Genomic DNA, 22699 nt, shown 5'->3' on the forward strand with positions numbered 1-22699 from the left:
GTGGCCTGGGTCGTATTAATCGCATCGGGCGTGCTCGAGTCCGTCTGGGCATCCGCGCTGGGCGCATCCGACAACTTCACGCGACCCAAGCCGACGGTACTCTTTGCCGTGTCGTTGGTACTGAGCATGGCCGGTCTCGCTTATGCGATGACCGACATCTCCGTCGGCACCGCCTACGCCGTCTGGGTCGGCATCGGCGCGGTCCTCACCGTCGTGATCGCTGTCGCCCGCAAGAAGGAGACCCTCTCCCTCGGCCGTTCGGCACTCCTCGTCGTCCTCATCGGCTGCATCATCGGGCTCAAGGTGGTGAGCTAGTGGCCTGGGTCGTCCTGTTCATCAGCGCCGCGCTCGAGGCGGTCTGGGCCACCGCGCTCGGCGCGAGCGACGGCCTCAGCGAGATCGTGCCGACGATCGTTTTCGGCGTCGCGCTCACCAGCAGCATGGCCACGCTGGCCTACGCCGCCACACAGATCCCGATCAGCACCGCCTACGCGGTGTGGGCAGGAACCGGCGCGGCACTGACCGTCTCCTACGGCATGCTCACCGGTCAGGAGGTCGTCACCGTGCTGCGCGTGCTCTTTCTGATCGGGATCGTGGGGAGCGTCATCGGCCTCAAGTTGCTCAAGAGCGCGCCGCCCGGTTCGCTCCAGGGGCGCGCCGGGCTGGGCGCTCGCTCAGCCGAACAGCGCTGAACCGGTCAGCAGGCGTCAGAGCTCGACGCGCACTGCGCGCGGGGTACTCACGAGCAGCCCGCTGCCCGTGAAGGCGGCCTCCAGGTCGTCGCCAGTCTCGGTGAAGTGCTCCCAGTCGTCGGTGTGCAGGCCGACGACGCGGGAGGCGCCGAGGAGGCGCGCCGCCGCGACGGCCTCGGTGGAGGTGAGGGTCAACGGAGCGGCGATGCCGGGAACCCGCGCCGCCCCGGCGGACAGCAGTGCGATGTCGATATCGGGGAAGCGCTCGGCGATCTGCTGCACGAGAGGCAGTGAGGCGTTGTCGCCGCTCACGTAGACGGTCGGTTCGCCCGGCGCCTCAAGCACGAAGCCCACGACCGGGCCGACCCGCGCCTCGGAGCCGGGCGGACCGTGCAGGGCGGGCACCACCGTGACGGTCACCGGTCCGGTCTCGTACGACTCCCAGTCGTCGAAGCCGATGACGCTGCCGCCCCACAGGTCGCCGGCTGCCCTCATGGTGCTCAGCGTCACCGGGCCCTGGGCGATCAGCTCGAGCCCCTCCCAGTCGAGATTGTCTTTATGCCCGTGGTGGGAGAGCAGCACGACGTCGACGGGCCAGACCGCAGCGCGTGACACGGCCGGTCCCCGCGTCTTCACGAGTGTCGTCGACCCGGGTTCGGAGTAGCGCTGCGGCTCGTCGAAGGTGGGGTCGGTCACGAACCGCAACCCCGCGTATTCGAGGAGCACAGTCGGTCCGCCGATAAAAGTGATGGCTGTCGTAGACACAGCTCGAGCCTACGCTGGAGTCATGGTCAATTCTCTGGTCAACGCCGTGAGTCCGTACCTCCGATCGCACGCCGACAACCCGGTGGACTGGCGAGAATGGGGGCCGGACGCGTTCGCGGAAGCCGCGAGGCGAGATGTTCCCGTGATGGTCTCGATCGGGTACTCCACCTGCCACTGGTGCCACGTGATGGCGCGGGAGAGCTTCAGCGACCCCGAGATCGCGAGCCACCTCAACGAGAACCTCGTTGCGATCAAGGTCGACCGCGAGGAGTATCCCGACGTCGACTCGAGCTACCTCGCTGCGGCCGGCGCGTTCACCGGCCAGCTCGGCTGGCCGCTCAACGTCTTCGTGACGCCGGCGGGGCGGGCTTTTTACGCCGGAACGTACTGGCCGCCGAAGCCGGCCCACGGGCATCCGGCATTCCGTCAAGTGCTCGACGCCGTGATCGATGCGTGGCAGAACCGCCGCGACGAGGTCGAATCGAACGCGACGATGATCGCCGCGACCCTCGCCGAGCAGTCCATTCCGCTGGCAGGCAACCTGCCGACGCCCGATGCGTGGGCGGGCGTCGTGAGCGAGCTCGTCGACTACGAGGACACCCAATTCGGCGGCTTCGGCGGCGCCCCGAAGTTTCCGGTTGCGCCCGTTCTCGCGTTCCTGCTCGATCGCGGGTCGGTCGGCGCACCGGAGAGTGCGGATGCCGCCGCGCTTGCCGTGCGGAGCCTTACGGCCATGGCCGCCTCGGCACTGCGCGACCGCGTCGAGGGCGGTTTCTTCCGCTATTCGACGATGCGCGACTGGGTCGACCCGCACTACGAGCGCATGCTCTACGACAATGCCGTGCTCCTGGGTGCCTACTCACGGATGCCCGGCGGGCTGCCGATCGCCGAGGGCATCGCGCAATTCCTCGGCTCGGTCATGCGGGTTGAGGGCGGCGGGTTCGCCTCGGCCCAGGACAGCGAGAGCACCGTCGACGGCGAGCGCGTGGAGGGCGGCTACTACCGGCTGGACGCCATCGGGCGCGCCGGCCAGACGCCGCCCGCCCTCGACGCCAAGGTGCTCACGGGCTGGAACGGTCTGGCGATCGAGGCGCTCGCCGACGCTGGCGCCCGGCACGACCGCGTCGACTGGCTCGCGCTCGCCCGCGGCGCCGCGGATTACCTGATCGAGCGCCACATCCGCGACGACGGAACCCTCGTGCGCGCCTCGATTGGCAACCGGATCTCGCCGGCCAAGGCCACCCTCGAGGACTACGGCATGTTCGCCTCCGCCCTCCTGCGGCTCGCGGCCGCGACGGGCCAGGTCTCCTATGCGATTGTGGCGCGCGACCTCGTCGACGCATCGATGAGCTCGGATGCCGCAGCGGGGCTCGGCGCGGACGACCTCGGCGCGAACGACCGGGCCGCCGCCGATCTCGCGATCGTCTTCCACGTTCCCGGCGGCGCCGACCCGGTGCTCGAGGCGCAGGGGCTCACCCTCGAGGTCGATCCGTCCGAGGGCGCCTACCCCTCCGGCCTCAGCGCGATGGCCACCGCCGCCCACACCCTGCACCTCCTCACCGCGGACGAGCGGTACCTGCGCGCGGCCAACGCCGCCATGGAGCTGTTCGCGCCCCTCGCCGTACCGCGCCCGATCTCGTTCGGGGCCTCGCTGGGCGTCATGACGCGGCTGCAGGCGCCCGGCAGGCAACTGGTGGTCGTGCGGGGGACGGATGCCGGTGCCGCACCGATCGAGGCCATCGCCCGGCGCTGGGACCAGGCCGGCGGTATCGTCGCGATCGTGACGACCGAGCAGGCGGGGGCCTTCGCGGAGGCAGGATTCGAGTTGTTCGACGGACGGGTCGCTCGCGATGGGCTGGCCACCGCCTACCTGTGCCGGGACTTCGTCTGCAGCCTCCCGGTCGTCGAGGCCGCGGAGCTCGAGCGGCAGCTGGCCGACGCCGGCTGAGTATCCGGGGCACCGGCTACCCCATGGCAGCCTCCGTTGGCGCGACATAGCCTTCTCCTATGGGCACACCGAAGAGAATCAGGCAGCTCCGCATCGTGGTGGAGGCCGAGGACTACGACGAGGAGGCGACGATAGCCAGCGCCGAACTCGTCGCCGACCGACGATGACCCCCTGGCGCTCGCTCAACTCCCGAATGAACGGGCCGGCGGGCCTGCAGATCACCCTGTTTCAGGAGCTCGAGGCACAGAACTAGCGCAGGTCACGGCGCGCGGGTCGGCTCGTGCGCATCCACCGGGACGGGAACGCGGGTCACGGCGAGGGCGAGCAGCGCGAACCCCGCGGCGAGAAGGCCCATCGACGCGGTTCCGATCGGGAAGTAGATGTGTCCCGGGTAGACCAGGTACGCACCGAGGGCGGCAAGCACGAAACCGGGAACGGCGGCCATCCGCGCCTGCAGGAACGCCGCGACCCCGGCCACGACGACGGCGGCGATGAGCGACCAGACGCCGATCCGCGCGAGAACGCGGGCGATCTCGTAGACCGGACCGGTCGCATCGGTCTCCCCGCCGAGCACGAGAGCGCCGGCGGCCACCCCGGCGAGCACGTCCAGCGCGGTGTAGAGGGTGGCGAATCCGTAGCCGCCGAGCGCCGCGATCCAGCCGAGCCGGCGATCAACGCGGCGTGCGATCAGCCAGGGGGCGAGGCCGATGAGGGGGAAAAGGAAGATGAGCCCGATGTGCATGTTCTGCCAGTACAGCGCGGTGTCTGCCGTGAGGCGCGTCGGGTGTGTGAGGCCGACGAGCGCGCAAGCGAGAGCGGGCGCGGTCACGCCGAGGAGCAGGAGCAGGCGGGATCGGGGCATCCATCGATGCTATCCGCGCTCCGCTGGGCGTACGAACAGGGTTCACAGTGGGTCAGCGCCACGTGCCCATCGTGCGCCGGGGGCACGTCGGCGCGAGACGGGGTGCTCGGGTCAGCGCACCGACTTGCGTGAAGTGATGACGCCCGTGTCGAAGCCGAGCAGGTGAAGCCCGCCGTGGAAGCGCGCGTGCTCGACCTTGATACAGCGGTCCATCACGACCGTGAGGCCCTGGCTCTCACCGAACACCGCGGCATCCTCGTTCCAGATTCCCAGCTGCACCCAGACCGTCGTCGCGCCGATCGCGAGGGCGTCGTCGATGACCGACGGGATGTCGCTCGCCTTGCGGAACACGTCGACGATGTCAGGCACCTCGGGCAGCGAGGCGAGGTCGGGGTAGGCCTTGTGGCCGAGGATGGTGTCGGCGTTGGGGTTCACGAAGTAGACCCGATAGTCGCTGGACTGCAGCAGGTAGGTTCCGACGAAGTAGCTCGAGCGGGCGGGGTTCGGCGAGGCGCCGACGATGGCGATCGACTTGGCGCGCCGCAAAATCGCGAGGCGTTCCTTCGCATTCGGGCCGACCCAGCTGCGCTGCGACGTGAGCAGCTTCGCGAGTGGGCTGTTCGCCGGCATCGAGCAGGTGAGACCGTTGACGAGCTGCGTCGTGACGACGTCCTCGCTGGCCTCGCCTGTCGAAACCGCGTCGGACCTGCCTGTTGAAACCTCGTTGGCCGAGCCTGTCGAAACCATCACTTGCCCTTCGTCGCGATCGTGAGCGCCTGGTCAAGGTCGTAAACAATGTCGTCGGGATCTTCTATTCCCACGCTGATCCGAACGAGCCCAGGGGCGACGCCGCCGTCGATGAGCTGCTGCTCCGTGAGCTGAGCGTGCGTCGTCGACGCGGGATGGATGACAAGAGTCTTCGCGTCGCCGATGTTCGCGAGGTGGCTGGCGAGGTTGACCGACTCGATGAACTTCTGGCCGACCTCGCGGCCGCCGCGTACCCCGAAGCTGAAGACGCTTCCAGCGCCCTTGGGCAGGTACTTGTTCGCGCGAGCGTGGTGCGGATGCGCTGGCAGCCCGGCCCAGTTCACGAACTCGATGCGCGGGTCGGCGTCGAGCCATTCAGCGACGATCCGAGCGTTGTCGACGTGCGCCTGGATCCGGAATGGCAGCGTCTCGACACCCTGCGCGAGCAGGAACGCGGAGTGCGGGGCGAGCGCCGGCCCGATGTCGCGCAGCTGCTCGGCGCGGAGCCTCGTGAGGAACGCGTATTCGCCGAAGTTGCCCTGCCAGTTGAGTCCGCCGTAGCTGGGCACGGGCTGGTCGAACAGGGGGAAGTGCTCGGTGGCCCAGTCGAACCGGCCGCTCTCGACGACCACGCCGCCGAGGGTCGTGCCGTGCCCGCCGAGGAACTTGGTGGCGGAGTGAACGACAACGTCGGCGCCCCACTCGATCGGACGGTTGAGGTACGGCGTCGCGATCGTCGAATCGATGATGAGCGGGATGTTGCGGGCGTGCGCGACCTCGGCGAGGCCCTCGATGTCGGCGATGTCGCCGGAGGGGTTCGCGACGGTCTCAGCGAAGACGAGCTTGGTCTTGTCGGTGATTGCTGCGGCGTAGTCCTCCGGGTCGGCCCCGTGCACGAACGTCGTCTCGACGCCGAACCGGCGCAGGGTGACGTCGAGCTGGGTGATCGAGCCGCCGTAGAGGTTCGCCGAGGCGACGATGTGGTCGCCCGCGCCGGCGAGGGCGGCGAAGGTGATGAATTGTGCGGAGAGGCCGGATGCCGTGGCGACGGCACCGAGGCCCCCCTCGAGGCTCGCGACGCGCTCCTCGAACGCGGCGACCGTGGGGTTGCTCACCCGGGAGTAGATGTTGCCGTACTTCTGCAGGGCGAACCGAGCGGCGGCATCCGCGGTGTCGTCGAACACGAACGCGGAGGTCTGGTAGATCGGCAGGGCGCGGCTACCGGTGACGGCATCCGGGATGTTGCCGGCGTGGATCGCGCGGGTTCTGAAGCCCCACTCGCGGTCGACCGTGCCGTGATCGGCCGTACCGCCTTCGGTCGTACCGCCGTCGGCTGTACCGCCGTCGATCGGGGTGGCCTCGATCGTGTTGTCTGTCGTGTTGTCGGTCGTACTGCTGCCGCTATCTGCCATGCGGCCACGCTACCTGAGCGGCGCCGTGCGCCCGGTGCGCGGGCGTAACGCAAGGTAGCCTGCGGCAGTCGTCGCGGACGCGGACGCGGTCGCGGATGCGGACGGCGTTCGCGCGGTCGTTGTTCGCTCGAGCTAGTGCGATATCGGCCGCGGGAGTGAACAACGACCGCGTACGCGTGCGCGACCGGGCTCAGCGCCAGCCCGGGAGCCAGTAGTGCAGTTGCTGATACACGCCGGAGACCTGGATGCCCTGCCAGGCCGAGAGGAAGAACACGCTCGTCGCCACCACGATGCCGAGCGCCACGGTGACGGCGACCACCGCCCGGGTGTGCCTGGCGTCGGCAGCCGCCGCTAGCCGGGGCGCCGGGCCGCCGGCATCCGCGGGCGCCGGGCCGCTGGCATCCGCGGGCCTGCCGAGCAGGAGCCCGACGACGTACACGAGCGCGAGGATCAGATAGGGCAGAAAGACGATTGTGTAGAACTGAAACACGGTGCGCTCGGTGTAGAGCAGCCAGGGCAGGTAGCCGGCCACGACACCGGTGAGGATCAGCCCGATCCGCCAGTCCGGCCAGCGGATCTGGCGGTAGACGAGGTAGACGATCGCGGCGACACCGAGCCACCAGAGGATCGGGTTCGCGATCGAGGTGATGAACTCGGCGCAGGTGTTGCGGTCGCATCCGTTCTCGCCCGCCGCGCTGCCGCGGTAGTAGAACGCGGTCGGCCGCAGCATGAGCAGCCAGCCCAGTGGGTTCGCTTGGTAGGCGTGAGGGGTGTCCTGACCGAGGTTCGTCGAGTAGATCGACACCTGGTAGTGCCAGAAGCTCTGCAGCGCCTGTGGCAGCCACGAGACTGTCTCATTCTGGCTCGCCCAGTCGCGGTAGTAGCCCCCGGTCGTGGCGAACCAGCCGGTCCAGGACGCGAGGTAGGCGAGCGCGGCGACCGGCACCGTCAGCAGGAAGCTCGTCGGAGCCTGGCGGAAAACCGTGGAGCTGGCCCAGAAGGCGATTCCGGCGCGGCGGCGGGCGAGCGCGTCGACGACGAGCGTGTACACGGCGAAGACGGCGAGGAAGTAGAGGCCGCTCCACTTCACGGCCGACGCGAGCCCGAACATCAGGCCGGCGGTCACCAGCCACGGCCGCCACCAGAGCGTCGGGCCCCAGTCGGTGGACTTGGCGGCATCCGCCCGTGCGGCGATCCACCGCACAAGCCTCTCGGCGCTCTGTCGCCGGTCGAGCACCACCGCGCCGAACCCGAGCAGCGTGAAGAGCATCAGTGAGTTGTCGAGCAGCGCCGTGCGCGACATCACGATCGCGAGGCCGTCGATCGCGAGGAGGCCGCCAGCGAGGGTGGCGAGGGCCGACGACCTGAACAGCGCGAAGGCCACGGCGCAGAGCAGGGCGACGGCGATCACGCCGACGATCGCGGTGCTGATGCGCCAGCCGACCGGGTCCTCCGCGCCGAAGGCCTGCAGTCCGAGCGCGATGATCCATTTGCCGAGCGGTGGATGCGCGATGTACGCGGCCTCGGATGTGAAGACGTCGACGCTGCCGGCATTGAATAGAGCGTCGGCACCCTCGGGCCACTGGCCCTCGTAGCCGAGGGTCAGTAGCGTGTAGGCGTCCTTGACGTAGTAGGTCTCGTCGAAGACAAGCTCCCGTGGGCTGCCGAGGTTGACGAGCCGCAGCACCGCCGCGAGCAGCGTCACGCCGATCGGACCGGCCCACACCCAGAAGCGCCGGCGGACACTGAACCAGTCTGTGAGGTGCGCGACCGCCCGGCCGGTGCCGCTCGCGCCAGCCCGGTCGGTGCCGCTTGCCACCGCGTCGAGGTTGGAGGAGCGCGTCACAGGGCAATGCTAATCGCGGGTGCAGCGTCACCGGGGCGACCCGAGCATGGCGGCTCAGGCGCCAGCATCCGTCCCCGGTGCGAGAATGGGCGGGTGATCATCCTCGCGGCGACGCCCATCGGCAATCTCGGGGACGCCTCCCGCCGGCTCATCGAGGCGCTCACGAACACCGAGGTGATCGCATCCGAGGACACCCGCGTGACGATCCACCTCATGCGTGCGCTGGGCATCGAGAACCGGCCCCGGCTGATCGCCCTGCACGAGCACAACGAGCAGGCGAAGGCTGCCGAGATCGTCGAGCTGGCGCGCGAGTCGGACGTGCTTGTGCTGACGGATGCCGGGATGCCGGCGATCTCGGACCCCGGCTTTCCCCTTGTCGCGGCGGCGGCCGCTGCGGGGGTCACGGTGACCGCACTGCCGGGGCCGTCCGCGGTCATCACCGCGCTCGCGCTGTCGGGGCTGCCGACCGACCGGTTCAGCTTCGAGGGGTTCGTGCCGCGCAAGGGCCGACTCGGCGCGCTGCACCTGGTCGCCCGCGAGGAGCGCACGATGGTGTTCTTCGAGTCGCCGCACCGGCTGGCCGAGTCGCTCGCCGACATGGCCCGTGCGTTCGGCGAGAATCGTCGGCTGGCCGTCTGCCGGGAGCTGACGAAGATGTTCGAGGAGGTCAAGCGCGGCACCGCTGCGGAGTTGGCCGCCTGGGCCGCATCCGGGGTCAAGGGTGAGATCTGCATCGTGGTGCAGGGGGCGCCGCCGCGCGAGGCCGACCTCGGGTCGGGCGTGGCGCAGGTGCTCGCGCTCGTCGCCTCCGGATCGCGACTCAAAGAGGCCTCGACCGAGGTGGCCGAGGCCACGGGACTCGGCCGCCGCGACCTGTACGAGGGCGCGCTCGCCGCGAAGTCCGCCGCGAAGGCTGCGCCGCCGGCCTGAGCTCTGCGGGCCTGAGCCGCAGTCGGGCTTTCATCATTCAGGAGTTGACGGGCAGATAGCAGGAGTTTCTGGCCGGGAACGCAGCGACGGGGCCGGAGTTCCGGTGATGTGTGTCTCACCGGGCCGATCCGGCCCCGCCTATCTCCTGAATGATGAAAGCTGGTTACTCGACGGCGTCGAGGTCCGTCTCGAGCAGCGCGACGAGCTCGGCGAGCGCCGCCTCGGCGCCGTCGCCCTCAGCCGCGAGGGTCACGACGTCGCCGTGGGCGGCTCCGAGGCTCATGATCGAGAGGATGCTCGCAGCGTTGATGGGCGCGCTGCCGTCCTTGCTGATCGTCACGGTCACGGACTGCTTGTTGACAGCGGCGATGAACAGTCCGGCGGGACGGGCGTGGAGCCCCACGCTGCTGGCGATGGTGGCGTTGCGTTCTGCCATGGTGTTCTCCTTCTGGTGGGGGGGGGGTGGGGGAGGGTCAGGCGGCGACGGGACCCCGGGCGGGTTCGACGGCGGCGACCGGGGTCTTCGTCGTCCAGCGCTTGAGGGCGATCACGGTGAGGGCCGAGATGACCATACCGACCAGGATGGCGACAACGAACATCGTCAGGTTGCCGATTGCGAAGAAGACGAACAGGCCCCCGTGGGGCGCCTGCGACGTGACGTCGGCGGCCATGATGATCGCTCCCGTCGTTGCTCCACCGAGGATGCCGGCGGGGATGACGCGCAGCGGGTCCGCCGCGGCGAACGGGATGGCGCCCTCAGAGATGAACGCGGCCCCGAGCAGCCAGGCGGCCTTGCCGTTCTCCCGCTCGATCGGGCTGAACAGCTTGCGGTCGAGCACCGTGGCCAGGGCCATCGCGAGCGGCGGGACCATTCCGGCGGCCATGACCGCGGCCATGATGTTCCAGGGGGCCTGGTTGTCGATCGATCCGGCGGCGAGCCCGGCGACGGCGAAGGCGTAGGCGACCTTGTTCACCGGACCGCCGAGGTCGAGGCACATCATGGTGCCGAGGATCACGCCGAGCAGGATCGCCGAGACGCCGGTGAGGCCCGACAGCCAGTCGTTGAGGCCGCCCATAAGCGTCGCGATCGGTCCGCCGAGCAGCACGATCATCAGACCGGATGCGCCGATCGACGCGAATAGCGGGATGATCACGACAGGCATGAGGCTGCGAAGCCAGCGCGGAACGTCGATGCGACCGATCCAGTAGGCGATCGCGCCAGCGAGCAGGCCGCCGACGAGTCCGCCGATGAAGCCGGCGTTCATGAGCAGCGCCACGGCGCCGGCGACGAAACCGGGTGCGATCCCGGGCCGGTCGGCGATCGCGTAGGCGATGTAGCCGGCGAGGGCCGGAACGAGGAAGCCCATCGACGCCGCACCGATCATGAAGAACACGGCGCCGAAGTAGGTGGCGGCTCCGCCCGCGGGCAGGTTCCAGAGGGTGTTGTTGACGATGATGTCTGCGGCGTTGTCGGTGATGTCATAGCCGCCGAGCAGGAAGCCCAGCGCGATGAGCAGTCCGCCGCCGGCGACGAACGGGATCATGTAGCTGACGCCGGTGAGCAGCCAGCGCTTGAGCTTCAGGCCGATGTGCTCGTCCACGCCTCCACCTGCGCTCGCCGATGCCTGACCGGTGTCGGCCACGCGCGCTGCATTGGGGTTGGATGCTGCGGCGATCGCCTCGGCGATCATCGTGTCGGGGGCGTCGATGCCGCGCTTGACGGGCGACTGCACGACGGGCTTTCCCGCGAACCGTCCCTTGTCGCGCACGTCGACGTCGACGGCGAAGATGACTGCGGATGCTGCGGCGATGAGCGCCGGGTCGAGTGGCTTGGCGCCGGAGGAGCCCTGCGTCTCCACGTGCAGAGTGACGCCGGCGCGGTCGGCCGCGGCAACGAGGGCGTCGGCGGCCATGTAGGTGTGCGCGATACCGGTCGGGCAGGCTGTGACGGCGACGAGCACCGGGCGGTCGGCATGCGCGGCGGGCGCCGCGACGGGCGCTGCGGCGGATGCCACGGTGGATGCCGCGCCAGCTGTCGGTGCGGCGGGCCCATCGGCGACGGCCTCGTCGACGAGGCGCACGATGTCGTCCGGCGTCTTCGCCGAGCGGAGGGCACCGACGAACTCGGGCTTGATGAGCGAGCGCGCGAGCTTCGACAGCAGCGTGAGGTGGGCCTGGTCGGCGCCATCCGGTGCGGCGATGAAGAAGATCAGGTCGGCGGGGCCGTCCGGGGCGCCGAAGTCGACCGCGGGTGCCGGTCGTGCCATCGCGAGGGTCGGCTCGGTCACGGCCGACGAGCGGCAGTGGGGGATGGCGATGCCGCCGGGGATCCCGGTGTCGGTCTGGGACTCGCGCTTCCACGCGTCGGCGAACAGCGCCTCGACGTCGGTCGCGCGGCCCGATTCGACGACGCGGCTGGCGAGGTACCGGATGACACCGGCACGATCGGTGCCGAGGTCCGTATCCAGGCTCACGAGCCCGGGTGTGATGAGTGACGACAATGTATTCTCCTGACTAATTTCTCTGGGGTTTAGTGATCTGCGGTGATCGGGGTGAGGTTTTCGACCAGGGCCGTTTCGGGGTGTGTCTGGTCGAGCGATGGCATGGTGCTTCCCGAAAGTGAGGCGGCGGCGGTGCCGTGGGCGACCGCCTGGGCGAGGCGCAGCCCGGGCGAGTCGCCGCGGCGGTCGGCGAGCAGGTACCCCGCGAGCGAGGAGTCGCCGGCGCCGACGGTGCTGCGCACATCGATCGGCGGCATCCGCGCGAACCAGCCGCCGGCCTCGGTGACGAGCACGGCGCCCTTTCCACCGAGGGTGGCGAGAACCGCGCGGCATCCGCGGGCGAGGAGCAGCTGTGCGGCGGCCAACGCCTGCATCGGGTCCGCCTCGAGGCTGTGCTCATCGCCGTAGCCGGTGAGCTCGGCGAGCTCCTCGGCGTTGGGCTTCACGAGGTCGATGCCCACCCCGGAGTCGAGGAGCGCGGCGAACGGAGCGCCGGAGGAGTCGACCGCGATGCGGGGAGTGCTGCCGTTGCCGGCTGCGCGCACCGCGCGGACGACCCGCGCGTAGAAGTCGACGGGAAGGCCGGGCGGCAGCGATCCGGCGAGGATGAGCCACTCGGCCTGGCGCGACTGCGATACGACGACGTCGATGAGCGCCGTCTCGTCCGCCACGGTGAGCGTCGGGCCGGGCTCGTTGATCTTCGTCGTCGTGCCATCGGGTTCGGTGAGTGTGATGTTCGAGCGGATGCGCTCCGCGATGCCGAAGCTCACGGTGGGGATCCGCTCACCGCGCAACGCGACGAGCATCGGGTCGGCGGCGTCTCCGGGAAGCACGGCGATCGTGTCGATGCCCGAGGCGATGAGTGCCCTCGAGACGTTGACGCCCTTGCCGCCGGGCTGCTCGCGGGTGGCCGATGCGCGCTGCACGTCGCCGCGGGCGAGTCTGCCGATCAGCTCGATTGTGCGGTCGAGGCTCGGGTTGGCGGTGAGGGTGACGATCATGCGACCATCACCTCCACTCCGGCGTCGTCGAGCGCGGCGGACAGGTCGCGCGCGGGGGAGCCGTCGGTAATGAGCATGTCGAGGTCGGCGAGGCCGGCGAACCGGACGAGCGTCTCCTCGCCGAGCTTCGTGGCATCGACGAGCCCGACCGCTCGCCGGGCGCCCAGGGTGAATGCGGTCTTCACGGCTGACTCCTCTTCGTCGGGGGTGCTGAGCCCGAATTCGGCGTGCACCCCGTTGGCGCCGATGAAGGCGATGTCAGGGCGCAAGCGGGCGAGCTGCGCGATGGTGGTCGATCCGACGGCCGCACTCGTGATGCCGCGGAGGCGTCCGCCGAGCAGATTCACCTCGATGTCGGGGTTGTCGGCGACGGTGAGCGCGATGCGCACCGAGTTGGTGATGACGACGAGCGACTGGTGCGGGGCATCCGGCTTCCAGTGCGCGATGTGCTCAGCGAGCCGGCCCGTCGTGGTGCCGGCGTCAATCGCGATCGCGCCGCTGAAGGATGCCGGGATGAGCGTCATGGCCGTTGCGGCAATGCGCTCCTTCGCGTCGGCGTTGCGGCTCAGCCGCGACGGGACGCTCTCCTCGAGCCGACTGGTCAGGGAGGCCGCGACGGCGCCGCCGTGGACGCGACGCAGCACGCCGCGCGTCTCGAGCTGGGCGAGGTCGCGGCGTACGGTCTCGCTCGTCACGTCGAACTCGCGGGCCAGGTCGACGACGGCGACGCGTCCCGTCTCGGTCACGCGGCGTTCGACCAGGTCCTGTCGCTCTTCTGCGTACACGTGTTGTCTCCTTTGACTGAGCGCCCGCGAAGCGCTTTCTGCGTTTGTGTGAGATTAGCGACATAAACCAACTAAAGCAACACATTCACACAGAAAACAACAAACAGATTTTGGCTCTGCTTTCATCATTCAGGAGGTGGGGTGGTCGGCGGGATCGGTGACCCTGTCACTATTCAGGAGCGGGCCGGAGTCAGCGGAGGGCCGGGCACACGAAAACTCCTGATCACGCGAAAATTGTGCGCTGAAGGCCGGTTGACGCGCAACATGCAGCATCCGCGCCGCAGTGTCCGCCGCCGCCCCGTCAGCACTCCTGAATGATGAGAGCAGCCGTGGCGCCTCCGCGGCCGAGCCCGCCTCATCACTCCTGAATGATGAAAGAGACGTGATGAACGAGACGGGGCCGACAGGTTAAGTGCTGAGTCGGGCGATCTGGTCGGCGGTCAGCACGAGGTCAGCGGCACGGGCCGAATCGCGGATGCTGGCCGGCCGGCGCGCCCCCGGAATCGCGATCATCGTGTGCTGCAACGCGAGCTCCCAGGCCAGAATGACCCGCTGCGGGCTCACGCTGAGCTCCGCCGCGATCTCGGCCGCCACCGGGAACGCGTCGGCGATCTCGCCCGCGCGGGACGCGCCGCCGAGCGGACCCCAGGCGAGGAACGCGATCTCGTGCTCGGCGCAGTAGTCGAGCTCGTTCTCGCTCGAGCGGTAGGAGGGCGAGAACTGGTTCTGCACCGACGCGAGCCGGCCGCCGAGCACGTGGTCGGCTGACCGGATCTGCGCGGTCGTTGCGTTCGAGACGCCGGCGAGGCGGATGACCCCCTCCTCCTGCAGCTCACGCAGGGCGCCGACCGACTCCTCCCACGGCACGCCGGGGTCGGGGCGGTGCAGCTGGTAGAGCCCGATCGCGTCGACGCCGAGTCGCTTCGCCGAGGCGCGCGCCGCCGCCTTGAGGTGCTCCGGGGTGCCGTTGCGGTCCGATGGACCGCCGGCACGGTAGACGAGCCCGCCCTTCGTCGCGACAAGCACCTCCTCGCCCCGGCCGGCCAGCGCCGACGCGACGAGCTCCTCGTTGTGTCCTTGCGCATCCGAGGTGTACGCATCGGCGGTGTCGATCAGTGTGACGCCAGCGTCGAGCGCGGCGTGGATCGTGGCGATCGCGGCATCGCGATCCGGGCGCCCGGGAATGGACAGGGGCATCGCGCCCAGCCCGATCGCGCTGACCTTGACGTCTCCGATGCGGCGATATCTCATTGTGCGAGCCTAGGCGAGCCTCCGCGTGGCGCCGGGCCAAGGCCGCCCGATCACTCGATCGTGATCGGCGTGCCCAGCGGCAGAACCTGCGCAAGGGCGGTGATGATGTCGTTCGAGAGCCGGATGCATCCGTTGCTTGCCGCGGTGCCGATGCTCGCGGCGTCTTCGGTGCCGTGCAGCCCGATCTGGCCCGGACCACCCCCGAAGCTTGTGAGCACGTCGGAGAAGGCCGACAGGCCGAAAGCGAACGGCCCGTAGCCGGCGTTGGTCGGCTCGAGAAGCTCGGTCAGATAGAAGGATCCGAGCGGCGTCGGGGTGCCACCGGTGCCGGTTGCCGCCGGGTAGGCCTCGACGAGCTCGTCGTTGCGAAACACCGACAGTGTGTTCTCTGCGGTCGACACGACGAGGCTGTACTCAAGCCGGGTCAGGCCCACCTCGCTGGCGCGGATCCAGCCCGTGCTGCCGTTAGGGCGCTGCGCCAGGGCGACCTGCAGCCAGTCGCCGCGGTCCTCCACGAGCAGGAAGGTCAGTGGGGCACCCGAAGAGATCGGGCTCGGGAGAGCGTCGACGAGCTCGCCGTCCGGAGCCGAGTGCACGGCGACGCTGGCGCCGTCGGCAGTGGCCGCGATGCCGACCGGAGCGGGAGTCGGTGAGGGCGATGGGGCGGGCGAGCCGGGCGCGGATGCCGGAGCGGATGGTGCCGGCCGGGCGGGTTCGGTGCTCGCGCACCCCACAAGGAGCGCGGCGCCGAGCATGGCGGAGACCGCCGCCGCGATCATCCCAGCGGGCCGCGCCCCTCGGATCATCCGGTGAACGTCGCGCGGCCCTGGACCGGCACGGCCGGAGGCGCTACGGGGGTGTCGTCGACCACAGTGGTGTCGCCGGCGCAGTCGGTGGGAACGGTAATGACGTTGGCGTCGAGCGTGACGGCACCGTTGCGGGCGAGAAGTCGGCCCTCGACCGTGGCGGCGGACTCGGCCGCGATAGAGGTCAGCGCGAGGACCGTTCCAACGAACTCCGAGCCGCTACCGAGTGTCGCGGAGCTGCCGACCTGCCAGAACACGTTGCAGGGGTTGATGTCACCCTGCAGGGCGACACGGCTGCCGGACCCGGTGATCAGGGTGCTGGCGGCCTGGAAGATGAACACCGAGCTGGAGTCGCCGACGAGGGTGACGGTGCCGGTGAGCCCGAGAGCTCCGCCCGAGTAGACGCCCGACACGAGCTCGCGTCCGGTGAGGTCGATGATTCCGCTCTCGACCGGCAGGCGGCCGGCCGCGTCGTCAAACGCGATCGTGAGGTCGGCGTGCGCGCCGGCGGCGACGGCATCCGCGGAATGGATCTCGCCGTTGTTCACCAGTCCCGGCGGGAAGCCGGTCACGGCGGCGTCCGGACTGACGCCGACGTCGCCGCTGATGACAGTCGGGGTATCGGTGTTAGTGACGGTCGTGCCGGCGAGAATGGCGAAGCTCTCGGCGGTCCCGAGCCCGATGGGCGCCTCCGCGGCGAACGCGGGTCGCGCGGACGGAGCGGTGGACAGGCCGACGGTGACCGCGACCGCGAGTGCGAGTGCGGTCAGGCGACGCGCCGACACCTTGGACGAGAAGTTCTTCACGGTGGATCCCCCGAATTTTCTAGCGCGGGTGTGCGCCGCTGTGGGACGCAACATCGCGCACCCCTGTTAATCGCACAGCACACCACGTTCCGAGCCGCACCCACTAGCGTTCGGCCCGCCCCGACCCCCTCGTCCATAACACCGGGCTCACGCCGAATAGGATGGAGCGCATGGCCGCTGGAGACTCTTTCTATATCGCGACCCCCATCTTCTACGTCAACGACGTTCCGCACATCGGGCACGCGTATACCGAGGTGGCGGCGGACGTTCTGGCCAGGTGGCACCGGCAGAGCGGTGACGACACTTGGCTGCTGACGGGAACCGACGAGCACGGGCAGAAGATTCTGCGCACCGCCGTCGCGAACGACTCGACCCCGCAGGCCTGGGCCGACAAGCTCGTCAACGAGTCGTGGCTGCCGCTGCTGCAGACGATCAACATCGACAACGACGACTTCATCCGCACGACCGACGAGCGGCACGAGTCCGCGGTCAAGATCTTTCTGCAGAAGCTCTACGACGACGGCTTCATCTACTCGGGCGAGTACGAGGGCTACTACTGCGTCGGCTGCGAGGAGTACAAGCAGCTCGACGACCTCCTCGAGGCCGAGTCCGGCGACTACGCCGGCCAACTCGTGTGCAAGATCCACACCCGCCCGGTGGAGGTGCTCAAGGAGCGCAACTACTTCTTCAGGATGAGCGACTTCCAGCAGAAGCTGCTCGATCTCTACGAGTCCCGCCCGGACTTCCTCCAGCCCGACAGCGTGCGCAACGAGATCATCCAGTTCGTGAAGTCGGGACTGCAGGACCTCTCGATCTCCCGCTCGAGCTTCGACTGGGGAATCAAGATCCCGTGGGACGACAGCCACGTGCTCTACGTCTGGTTCGACGCGCTGCTCAACTACATCACCGCGATCGGCTACGGCTCCGACGACGACAACTTCCGCCGCCGCTGGCCCGCCACGCAGCTCGTCGGCAAGGACATCGCCCGCTTCCACGCCGTCATCTGGCCCGCCATGCTGATGGCCGCCGGCCTCGAGGTGCCCACGCGCGTCTTCGGCCACGGCTGGCTGCTCGTCGGCGGCGAGAAGATGTCGAAGTCGAAGCTCACCGGTATCGCGCCGAGCCAGATCACCGAGACCTTCGGCGTCGACGCGTTCCGTTACTACTTCATGAGCGCGATCAACTTCGGGCAAGACGGCTCGTTCAGCTGGGAAGACCTCGCGGCACGCTACCAGTCCGAACTCGCCAACGGCTTCGGCAACCTCGCCTCCCGCGTCATCGCGATGGTCAATAAGTACTTCGACGGTGCCATCCCGAGCCCGGCCGACTACACCGAAGCCGACCTGGGCATCCAGTGGGTTGTGAAGCAGGCTGCGGAGAAGGCGGATGCCGCAATCCAGCGCCTCGCCATCCACGAGGCCATCGCGGCCGTGTGGACGATCGTCGACGAGCTGAACGGCTACATCACCCTCCAGGAGCCGTGGGCACTCGCCAAAGACGAGGCCAACCGCCCCCGCCTCGGCACCGTGCTCTACACCGCCGCCGAGGGGCTGCGCGCGCTCGCCGTGCTGCTGTCGCCCGTCATGCCCGACTCGACCCACAAGCTATGGAGCGCGATCGGCGCGGCCCCCGAGCTCGGGCACCTCACCGACCAGGTGATCGTGGATGCCGGGCACTGGGGCCAGCTGCCGCCCGCGAGCCGGGTGCACTCGATCGACGCGCTGTTCCCGCGCATCGAATCTCCGGAACCGGCGGGAGTATGAGCGAGCACATGGGCGATCCATCGAACTACATCCGCAAGCGCGAGTCCCGCGCCGAGCACGGCCAGACCCGCGACCTCAGCTATCCACCGCTGCCGCCGTCGCTTGTCGTGCCCTGCTACGACAATCACACGCATCTCGAGATCGCCGACGGCGACGACCCGCTCGACTACCTGCAGCAGCTCGATATGGCCTCGAGCGTCGGCATCCGCGGCGTCGTGCAGGTCGGCGGAGACCTCGAGACATCCCGCTGGTCTGCCGAGATGGCGGCCCGTGAACCGCGGATGCTGGCGGCCGTCGCCATCCATCCGAACGAGGCACCGGCCTACGAGGCCGCCGGCACGCTCGACGCCGCGCTCGCCGAGATCGACGAGCTCGCCGCCCGCCCGCGGGTGCGCGCGATCGGCGAGACCGGACTCGACTACTTCCGCACCGGCGAGGAGGGCCGCCCCGCCCAGCACCGCTCGTTCGAGGCGCACATCGCCATCGCGAAAAAGCACGACCTCGCGATGCAGATCCACGACCGCGAGGCGCATGACGACGTCATCGAGACGCTCCTGCGCGTCGGTGCCCCCGAACGCACGGTCTTCCACTGCTTCTCGGGCGACGCCGAGATGGCCAGGCTCTGCGCCGACAACGGCTGGTACGTGTCGTTCGCCGGCAACATCACGTTCAAGAACGCGTCGAACCTGCGCGAGGCGCTCGAGGTTATCCCGCGCGACCGCATCCTGGTCGAGACGGATGCCCCGTTCCTCACCCCACTGCCGCACCGCGGCCGCCCGAACTCCCCGTACCTGATCCCCGTGACGCTGCGGTTCATGGCGGAGCACCTCGGCACCGACGTCGCAATGCTCGCGGCGCAGGTCTCCTCGAACACCGAGCTCGTCTACGGCAGTTGGGACGCGGAGCCCGTCTCGAACGGCGGCGCCTCGCCGTGGGACGAGGCCATCGACCCGTCCGAACTCGCCTGATGGCGCTTCTGGGGCCGGCCGAGATCCGCGACCTCGCTGAGCTGCTCGGCATCCAGCCCACGAAGAAGCTCGGGCAGAACTTCGTCATCGACGCCAACACGGTGCGCCGCATCGTCAAGGCCGCCGGCGTGACGGCGACCGACACAGTCGTCGAGATCGGTCCCGGACTTGGATCGCTCACCCTCGGGCTGCTCGAGACCGGGGCATCGGTCATCGCCGTCGAGATCGACAAGCGTCTCGCGGCCCAGCTGCCGCTCACGGTCGAACAGCATCTACCTCGGTCGCAGGCTCCCTCGGCGCTGGGGTCGCACGATCGCTCGCACGATCGCCCTGGCTCCACCGCGCTGGCGGTCGTCACGCACGACGCCATGCGCGTCACCGAGCTGCCAGGCGACCCCGGCATTCTCGTCGCGAACCTGCCGTACAACATCTCGGTGCCCGTGCTGCTGCACTTCCTCGAGACGTTCCGCGGCATCCGCTCCGGACTCGTCATGGTTCAGGCCGAGGTCGGCCAGCGCCTCGCGGCGCCGCCCGGGTCGAAGATCTACGGCAGCCCGAGCGTCAAGGCCGCCTGGTTCGGTCACTGGAAGACCTCCGGTTCGGTGAGCAGGCAGGTGTTCTGGCCGGTGCCGAACGTCGACTCGATTCTCGTGTCGTTCGCGCTGCGGGAGACGCCGATCGGCACGGAGGAGGAGCGTCTTGCGACCTTCGCGATCGTGGATGCCGCGTTCCAGCAGCGCCGGAAGATGCTGCGGCAGGCGCTCGCTGACCTGTTCGGATCGTCCGCCGCGGCGTCCGCCACGATGGAACGGGCCGGAATCGACCCCACCACACGCGGCGAGCAGCTCACTGGCGACGACTTCCTGGCGATCGCCCGCGCCAAGGGTTGAGCGGCGCGCGGCCCGCTGGCGCAGGCGCCCTGCGGCAGTCATGACAGACTAGTTGGAGTGACCAGTACAACGCAGTCCCTGTCCGAACGCATCACCGCACCCGCCGAGGTCCGCTTTCCGCAGCCGCTCGCCGGCGTCACATGGCGGCCAATGACCGTCGAGGACGTCAAACCGGTCTTCGAACTCCGCAGGCTCGTCGGCCGGGTCGATCACCCGAGCTACTCGCTCAGCCTCGAGGAAATCGAGCACGAGATCACAGCTGACGAACTCGACCGCGCCCACGACACCGTGATCGGAATCGACGCTGACGGGCGCGCGGTCGCCTACGGAATCGTCGTGCTGCAGCCGAGCCAGGCCACCCTCGTGCGCTCGGCCTTCGAGGGCCACGTGCACCCCGACCACCGCGGCGAAGGGCTCGACGAGGTGCTGCTCGACTGGCTCGAGGACCGTGGGCTGCAGCAGCTCGCCTCCTCCGACAAGACGCTCCCCGGCTGGTTCGTCACCGCCGTCCCCCGTCAGGCCGAGGAGATGCTCGAGCTGCTCCGGGGCCGCGGGTTCGACTTCCGCCGCAATTGGTTCGAACTTGTGCGCGACGTGACCGAGCCGATCCCCGACATCCCGTTCCCGGCTGGCGCGCGCGTCGAGACGTACGGCCCGCAGTGGGCCGAGCAGACGCGCATCGCGCGCAACGACGCCTTCCGCGACCACTTCGCCTCGCAACCGCTCACGAGCGAGGAGTGGCTGTCGCACGACAGCCTGCCCATCGCCCGCGCCGACCTCTCCTACGTCGTGCTCATGCCCGACGAGACCGGCGAGGAGCAGGTCGTTGCCTTCGCGATGACCGACATCAACGAGCACGACTGGGACCAGCTCGGCTTCAGGTTCGGCTATATCCCGTACGTGGGCGTGCGGCGCGACTGGCGCGGGATGAAGCTTGCGCCAGCCGTGCTGTCGCACCTGCTGAACGCCTACCGCGACGCCGGTCTGGTGAAGGCCGTGCTTGACGTCGATGCCGACAGTCCGACCGGGGCCGTCGAACTGTACGAGCGGATCGGCTTCGAGAAGACGAGCCGCTCGGTGAGCGTGCTCAAGGAGTACTAGCGCGCGGAGGGACTGCTGGGCGAGGATGAAACCATGCCGGTAGCCGACCACCAATCGACCCTGAGTGATGCGGCGATGGCGGCCGCGACGGGCAAGCATCCGGGGGACTGGTTCGAGGTGCTCGACGCGCACGACGCCACGAGTTGGACCCACCCGGCGATCGCGCGCTGGCTCGTCCAGCACGAGGGCGTCGATGGCTGGTGGGCGCAGTCGATCACGGTGAGATTCGAGCAGGCGAGGGGGATGCGGGCGCCCGGGCAGATGGCGGACGGCACCTTCACGGTCGGCGCGAGCAAGAGCGTCCCGGGCGACCAGCAGCAGGCTCTCGACCGCGCGATCGCGGTGTTCTCCGCTCATCTCGGCGCCGAGCCGGCATCGGTCAACCGCACCGCGAAATACCCGACGGCACGGTGGAAGCTCGCCGACGGCGAGTCGATGCTCGTGACCGCAAGCCCGACGAAGAACGCCAGAACGAGCATCTCCGCCGCGCACTCGAAGATCAGCGACGCCGACCGGGCCGGCATCGCCAAGGGCGAGCTGGCCCCGGTGGTGAACGGGCTCGCCCCCTCGCTCGACTAGGTTGGAGCAATGACCTTATCGGCGGCCACCACTGTGGTGCACGCCCGGGCCCCGGGCAAGATCAACGTCTTCCTCAAGGTGGGCTCCCTGCTCGAGGACGGTTACCACGACGTCGCCTCGGCCTATCAGGCTGTCTCGCTGTCCGAAGACGTGCGGGCCTACCCCGCGGACGACTTCTCCGTCTCGTTCACCAGTGCGAGCAGTGTCGACACCTCCGGACTGCCGCTCGACGCCTCCAACCTCGCGATCAAGGCCGCGACCCTGCTGGCCCGGCGGGCCGGATACCGCGGTGGCGTGCGCCTCGAGATCGAGAAGCACGTTCCGATCGCGGGCGGCATGGGCGGCGGGTCGGCCGATGCCGCGGCAACGCTTCTCGCCTGCGACACGCTCTGGGGCACCGACCTCGGCCGGGAGGACCTCATGGAGCTCGCCGGAGAGCTCGGCGCCGATGTTCCGTTCGCCTTCATCGGTGGCACCGCGATCGGCACCGGCCGGGGCGACCAGCTGAGCCCCGCGCTGGCCAAGGGGCACTTCCAGTGGGTCTTCGCCCTCGCCGACTTCGGCATGTCGACGCCCGAGGTGTACCGCGAACTCGACCGTCACCGCGACCGCCACGCGCAGGACATCTTCCCCGCGGTGGTGGCCCCCCACGTGGATGCGAACGTGCTGCAGGCGTTGCGCGCCGGCGACCCGCACATGCTCGCCGAGGTGCTGCACAACGACCTCCAGGCCCCGGCTCTGCAGATGGAGCCGAAGCTCGCCTCGGTGATCGAACTGGGCGAGGAGAACGGCGCGCTCGCCGGCATGATCTCCGGCTCCGGCCCCACCGTCGCGTTCCTCGCCGCCGACCTCGACAACGCGCTCGAGTTGCAGATCGCGCTGAGCGCCGCGCGGCTGAACGTCGTGCGCGCCACAGGGCCGGTGCACGGGGCTCGTATCCTCAGCTCGTAGCCGCGAGGTGTCTGCTCCCGTTTGTGGCAATTGCGCCTGCTCGGCCGGGGCGGATGCGACGGGCGGGCGCACTCGCATGAGGGACTCGCGCGGAA

At 69.3% G+C, this 22699-nt stretch carries 22 protein-coding genes; 10 read left to right on the top strand and 12 right to left on the bottom strand.

The window, feature by feature from the left end; translation table 11 throughout:
* Positions 1-315 carry a DMT family transporter gene (locus tag BHD05_RS06025; RefSeq protein ID WP_161885638.1) on the top strand — a complete coding sequence of 105 codons (315 nt, stop codon included), beginning with the start codon at positions 1-3 and terminating at the stop codon, positions 313-315.
* Complete coding sequence (locus BHD05_RS06030; protein ID WP_161885639.1) at positions 315-692, top strand: DMT family transporter; 378 nt, start codon at positions 315-317, stop codon at positions 690-692. Before BHD05_RS06025 ends, BHD05_RS06030 begins: the two co-directional genes overlap by 1 nt.
* Positions 693-707: 15 nt before the next feature.
* Here the strand turns inward: BHD05_RS06030 and BHD05_RS06035 are convergent, their stop codons facing one another.
* On the bottom strand, positions 708-1457 hold the full coding sequence (locus BHD05_RS06035) for an MBL fold metallo-hydrolase (protein ID WP_161885640.1): 750 nt from the start codon (positions 1455-1457) through the stop codon (positions 708-710).
* A 22-nt stretch (positions 1458-1479) separates the two neighbouring features.
* On the opposite strand from BHD05_RS06035, the gene BHD05_RS06040 reads away from it, so the two are divergent.
* Positions 1480-3405 (top strand): thioredoxin domain-containing protein, encoded by a 1926-nt coding sequence (locus BHD05_RS06040; protein ID WP_161885641.1) that lies wholly within the window; start codon positions 1480-1482, stop codon positions 3403-3405.
* A 259-nt stretch (positions 3406-3664) separates the two neighbouring features.
* Here BHD05_RS06040 and BHD05_RS06050 read toward each other — a convergent pair whose 3' ends face one another.
* The 4 genes from BHD05_RS06050 to BHD05_RS06065 form a co-directional block, all read right to left on the bottom strand.
* A complete protein-coding gene (locus BHD05_RS06050) occupies positions 3665-4267 on the bottom strand; it encodes a hypothetical protein (RefSeq protein ID WP_161885642.1) in 603 nt (200 codons plus the stop codon).
* 111 nt (positions 4268-4378) lie between these two features.
* Positions 4379-4897 carry a CoA-binding protein gene (locus BHD05_RS06055; RefSeq protein ID WP_161887374.1) on the bottom strand — a complete coding sequence of 173 codons (519 nt, stop codon included), beginning with the start codon at positions 4895-4897 and terminating at the stop codon, positions 4379-4381.
* Positions 4898-5013: 116 nt separating this feature from the next.
* A complete protein-coding gene (locus tag BHD05_RS06060; RefSeq protein ID WP_161885643.1) occupies positions 5014-6426 on the bottom strand; it encodes an O-acetylhomoserine aminocarboxypropyltransferase/cysteine synthase family protein in 1413 nt (470 codons plus the stop codon).
* A gap of 190 nt (positions 6427-6616) precedes the next feature.
* On the bottom strand, positions 6617-8272 hold the full coding sequence (locus tag BHD05_RS06065) for a dolichyl-phosphate-mannose--protein mannosyltransferase (protein ID WP_161885644.1): 1656 nt from the start codon (positions 8270-8272) through the stop codon (positions 6617-6619).
* Positions 8273-8365: 93 nt separating this feature from the next.
* Between BHD05_RS06065 and rsmI the strand changes: the two genes are divergently transcribed.
* Complete coding sequence (rsmI, locus tag BHD05_RS06070) at positions 8366-9202, top strand: 16S rRNA (cytidine(1402)-2'-O)-methyltransferase (protein ID WP_161885645.1); 837 nt, start codon at positions 8366-8368, stop codon at positions 9200-9202.
* Between the two features lie 163 nt (positions 9203-9365).
* On the opposite strand, the gene BHD05_RS06075 is transcribed toward rsmI, so the two are convergent.
* From BHD05_RS06075 to BHD05_RS06105, 7 genes are all read right to left on the bottom strand, one after another.
* A complete protein-coding gene (locus BHD05_RS06075) occupies positions 9366-9638 on the bottom strand; it encodes an HPr family phosphocarrier protein (RefSeq protein ID WP_161885646.1) in 273 nt (90 codons plus the stop codon).
* Between the two features lie 37 nt (positions 9639-9675).
* Positions 9676-11703: a PTS fructose transporter subunit IIABC gene (locus BHD05_RS06080; RefSeq protein WP_161885647.1), complete on the bottom strand. Its 2028-nt coding sequence runs from the start codon at positions 11701-11703 to the stop codon at positions 9676-9678.
* 29 nt (positions 11704-11732) lie between these two features.
* A complete protein-coding gene (locus BHD05_RS06085) occupies positions 11733-12704 on the bottom strand; it encodes a 1-phosphofructokinase family hexose kinase (RefSeq protein WP_161885648.1) in 972 nt (323 codons plus the stop codon).
* A complete protein-coding gene (locus BHD05_RS06090) occupies positions 12701-13489 on the bottom strand; it encodes a DeoR/GlpR family DNA-binding transcription regulator (RefSeq protein WP_161885649.1) in 789 nt (262 codons plus the stop codon). Before BHD05_RS06090 ends, BHD05_RS06085 begins: the two co-directional genes overlap by 4 nt.
* 408 nt (positions 13490-13897) lie before the next feature.
* The gene (locus BHD05_RS06095; RefSeq protein WP_161885650.1) at positions 13898-14740 is read right to left on the bottom strand and encodes an aldo/keto reductase; all 843 of its coding nucleotides are present in this window, start codon (positions 14738-14740) and stop codon (positions 13898-13900) included.
* Between the two features lie 50 nt (positions 14741-14790).
* Positions 14791-15546 (bottom strand): L,D-transpeptidase family protein, encoded by a 756-nt coding sequence (locus BHD05_RS06100; RefSeq protein ID WP_161885651.1) that lies wholly within the window; start codon positions 15544-15546, stop codon positions 14791-14793.
* Positions 15543-16352 (bottom strand): ice-binding family protein, encoded by an 810-nt coding sequence (locus tag BHD05_RS06105; RefSeq protein WP_236966668.1) that lies wholly within the window; start codon positions 16350-16352, stop codon positions 15543-15545. Before BHD05_RS06105 ends, BHD05_RS06100 begins: the two co-directional genes overlap by 4 nt.
* 170 nt (positions 16353-16522) lie before the next feature.
* Here BHD05_RS06105 and metG point away from each other — a divergent pair, with 170 nt between their 5' ends.
* From metG to BHD05_RS06135, 6 genes are read left to right on the top strand one after another with little or no spacing between them, the layout of a single operon-like run.
* Entirely contained in the window at positions 16523-18115 is a 1593-nt protein-coding gene (metG, locus tag BHD05_RS06110) for a methionine--tRNA ligase (RefSeq protein WP_161885653.1), read from the top strand.
* Between the two features lie 8 nt (positions 18116-18123).
* Positions 18124-19083 (top strand): TatD family hydrolase, encoded by a 960-nt coding sequence (locus BHD05_RS06115; protein WP_161885654.1) that lies wholly within the window; start codon positions 18124-18126, stop codon positions 19081-19083.
* The gene (gene rsmA / locus BHD05_RS06120; protein ID WP_202614302.1) at positions 19083-19973 is read left to right on the top strand and encodes a 16S rRNA (adenine(1518)-N(6)/adenine(1519)-N(6))-dimethyltransferase RsmA; all 891 of its coding nucleotides are present in this window, start codon (positions 19083-19085) and stop codon (positions 19971-19973) included. Before BHD05_RS06115 ends, rsmA begins: the two co-directional genes overlap by 1 nt.
* A gap of 57 nt (positions 19974-20030) precedes the next feature.
* Entirely contained in the window at positions 20031-21074 is a 1044-nt protein-coding gene (locus BHD05_RS06125; RefSeq protein ID WP_161885655.1) for a GNAT family N-acetyltransferase, read from the top strand.
* A gap of 33 nt (positions 21075-21107) precedes the next feature.
* Positions 21108-21653: a hypothetical protein gene (locus tag BHD05_RS06130; RefSeq protein WP_161885656.1), complete on the top strand. Its 546-nt coding sequence runs from the start codon at positions 21108-21110 to the stop codon at positions 21651-21653.
* A gap of 9 nt (positions 21654-21662) precedes the next feature.
* Positions 21663-22604 (top strand): 4-(cytidine 5'-diphospho)-2-C-methyl-D-erythritol kinase, encoded by a 942-nt coding sequence (locus BHD05_RS06135; protein WP_161885657.1) that lies wholly within the window; start codon positions 21663-21665, stop codon positions 22602-22604.
* Positions 22605-22699: the final 95 nt, after the last annotated feature.

The organism is Marisediminicola antarctica, from assembly GCF_009930795.1.
In the GTDB taxonomy this organism is placed as follows: domain Bacteria; phylum Actinomycetota; class Actinomycetes; order Actinomycetales; family Microbacteriaceae; genus Marisediminicola; species Marisediminicola antarctica.

Coding starts and splice junctions, on each gene's coding strand:
- BHD05_RS06040 (WP_161885641.1), top strand. CDS start 1,480: ATGGTCAATTCTCTGGTCAACGCCGTGAGTCCGTACCTCCGATCGCAC.
- BHD05_RS06050 (WP_161885642.1), bottom strand. CDS start 4,267: ATGCCCCGATCCCGCCTGCTCCTGCTCCTCGGCGTGACCGCGCCCGCT.
- BHD05_RS06055 (WP_161887374.1), bottom strand. CDS start 4,897: ATGCCGGCGAACAGCCCACTCGCGAAGCTGCTCACGTCGCAGCGCAGC.
- BHD05_RS06060 (WP_161885643.1), bottom strand. CDS start 6,426: ATGGCAGATAGCGGCAGCAGTACGACCGACAACACGACAGACAACACG.
- BHD05_RS06075 (WP_161885646.1), bottom strand. CDS start 9,638: ATGGCAGAACGCAACGCCACCATCGCCAGCAGCGTGGGGCTCCACGCC.
- BHD05_RS06085 (WP_161885648.1), bottom strand. CDS start 12,704: ATGATCGTCACCCTCACCGCCAACCCGAGCCTCGACCGCACAATCGAG.
- BHD05_RS06095 (WP_161885650.1), bottom strand. CDS start 14,740: ATGAGATATCGCCGCATCGGAGACGTCAAGGTCAGCGCGATCGGGCTG.
- BHD05_RS06100 (WP_161885651.1), bottom strand. CDS start 15,546: ATGATCCGAGGGGCGCGGCCCGCTGGGATGATCGCGGCGGCGGTCTCC.
- metG (WP_161885653.1), top strand. CDS start 16,523: ATGGCCGCTGGAGACTCTTTCTATATCGCGACCCCCATCTTCTACGTC.
- BHD05_RS06115 (WP_161885654.1), top strand. CDS start 18,124: ATGGGCGATCCATCGAACTACATCCGCAAGCGCGAGTCCCGCGCCGAG.
- rsmA (WP_202614302.1), top strand. CDS start 19,083: ATGGCGCTTCTGGGGCCGGCCGAGATCCGCGACCTCGCTGAGCTGCTC.
- BHD05_RS06130 (WP_161885656.1), top strand. CDS start 21,108: ATGCCGGTAGCCGACCACCAATCGACCCTGAGTGATGCGGCGATGGCG.
- BHD05_RS06135 (WP_161885657.1), top strand. CDS start 21,663: ATGACCTTATCGGCGGCCACCACTGTGGTGCACGCCCGGGCCCCGGGC.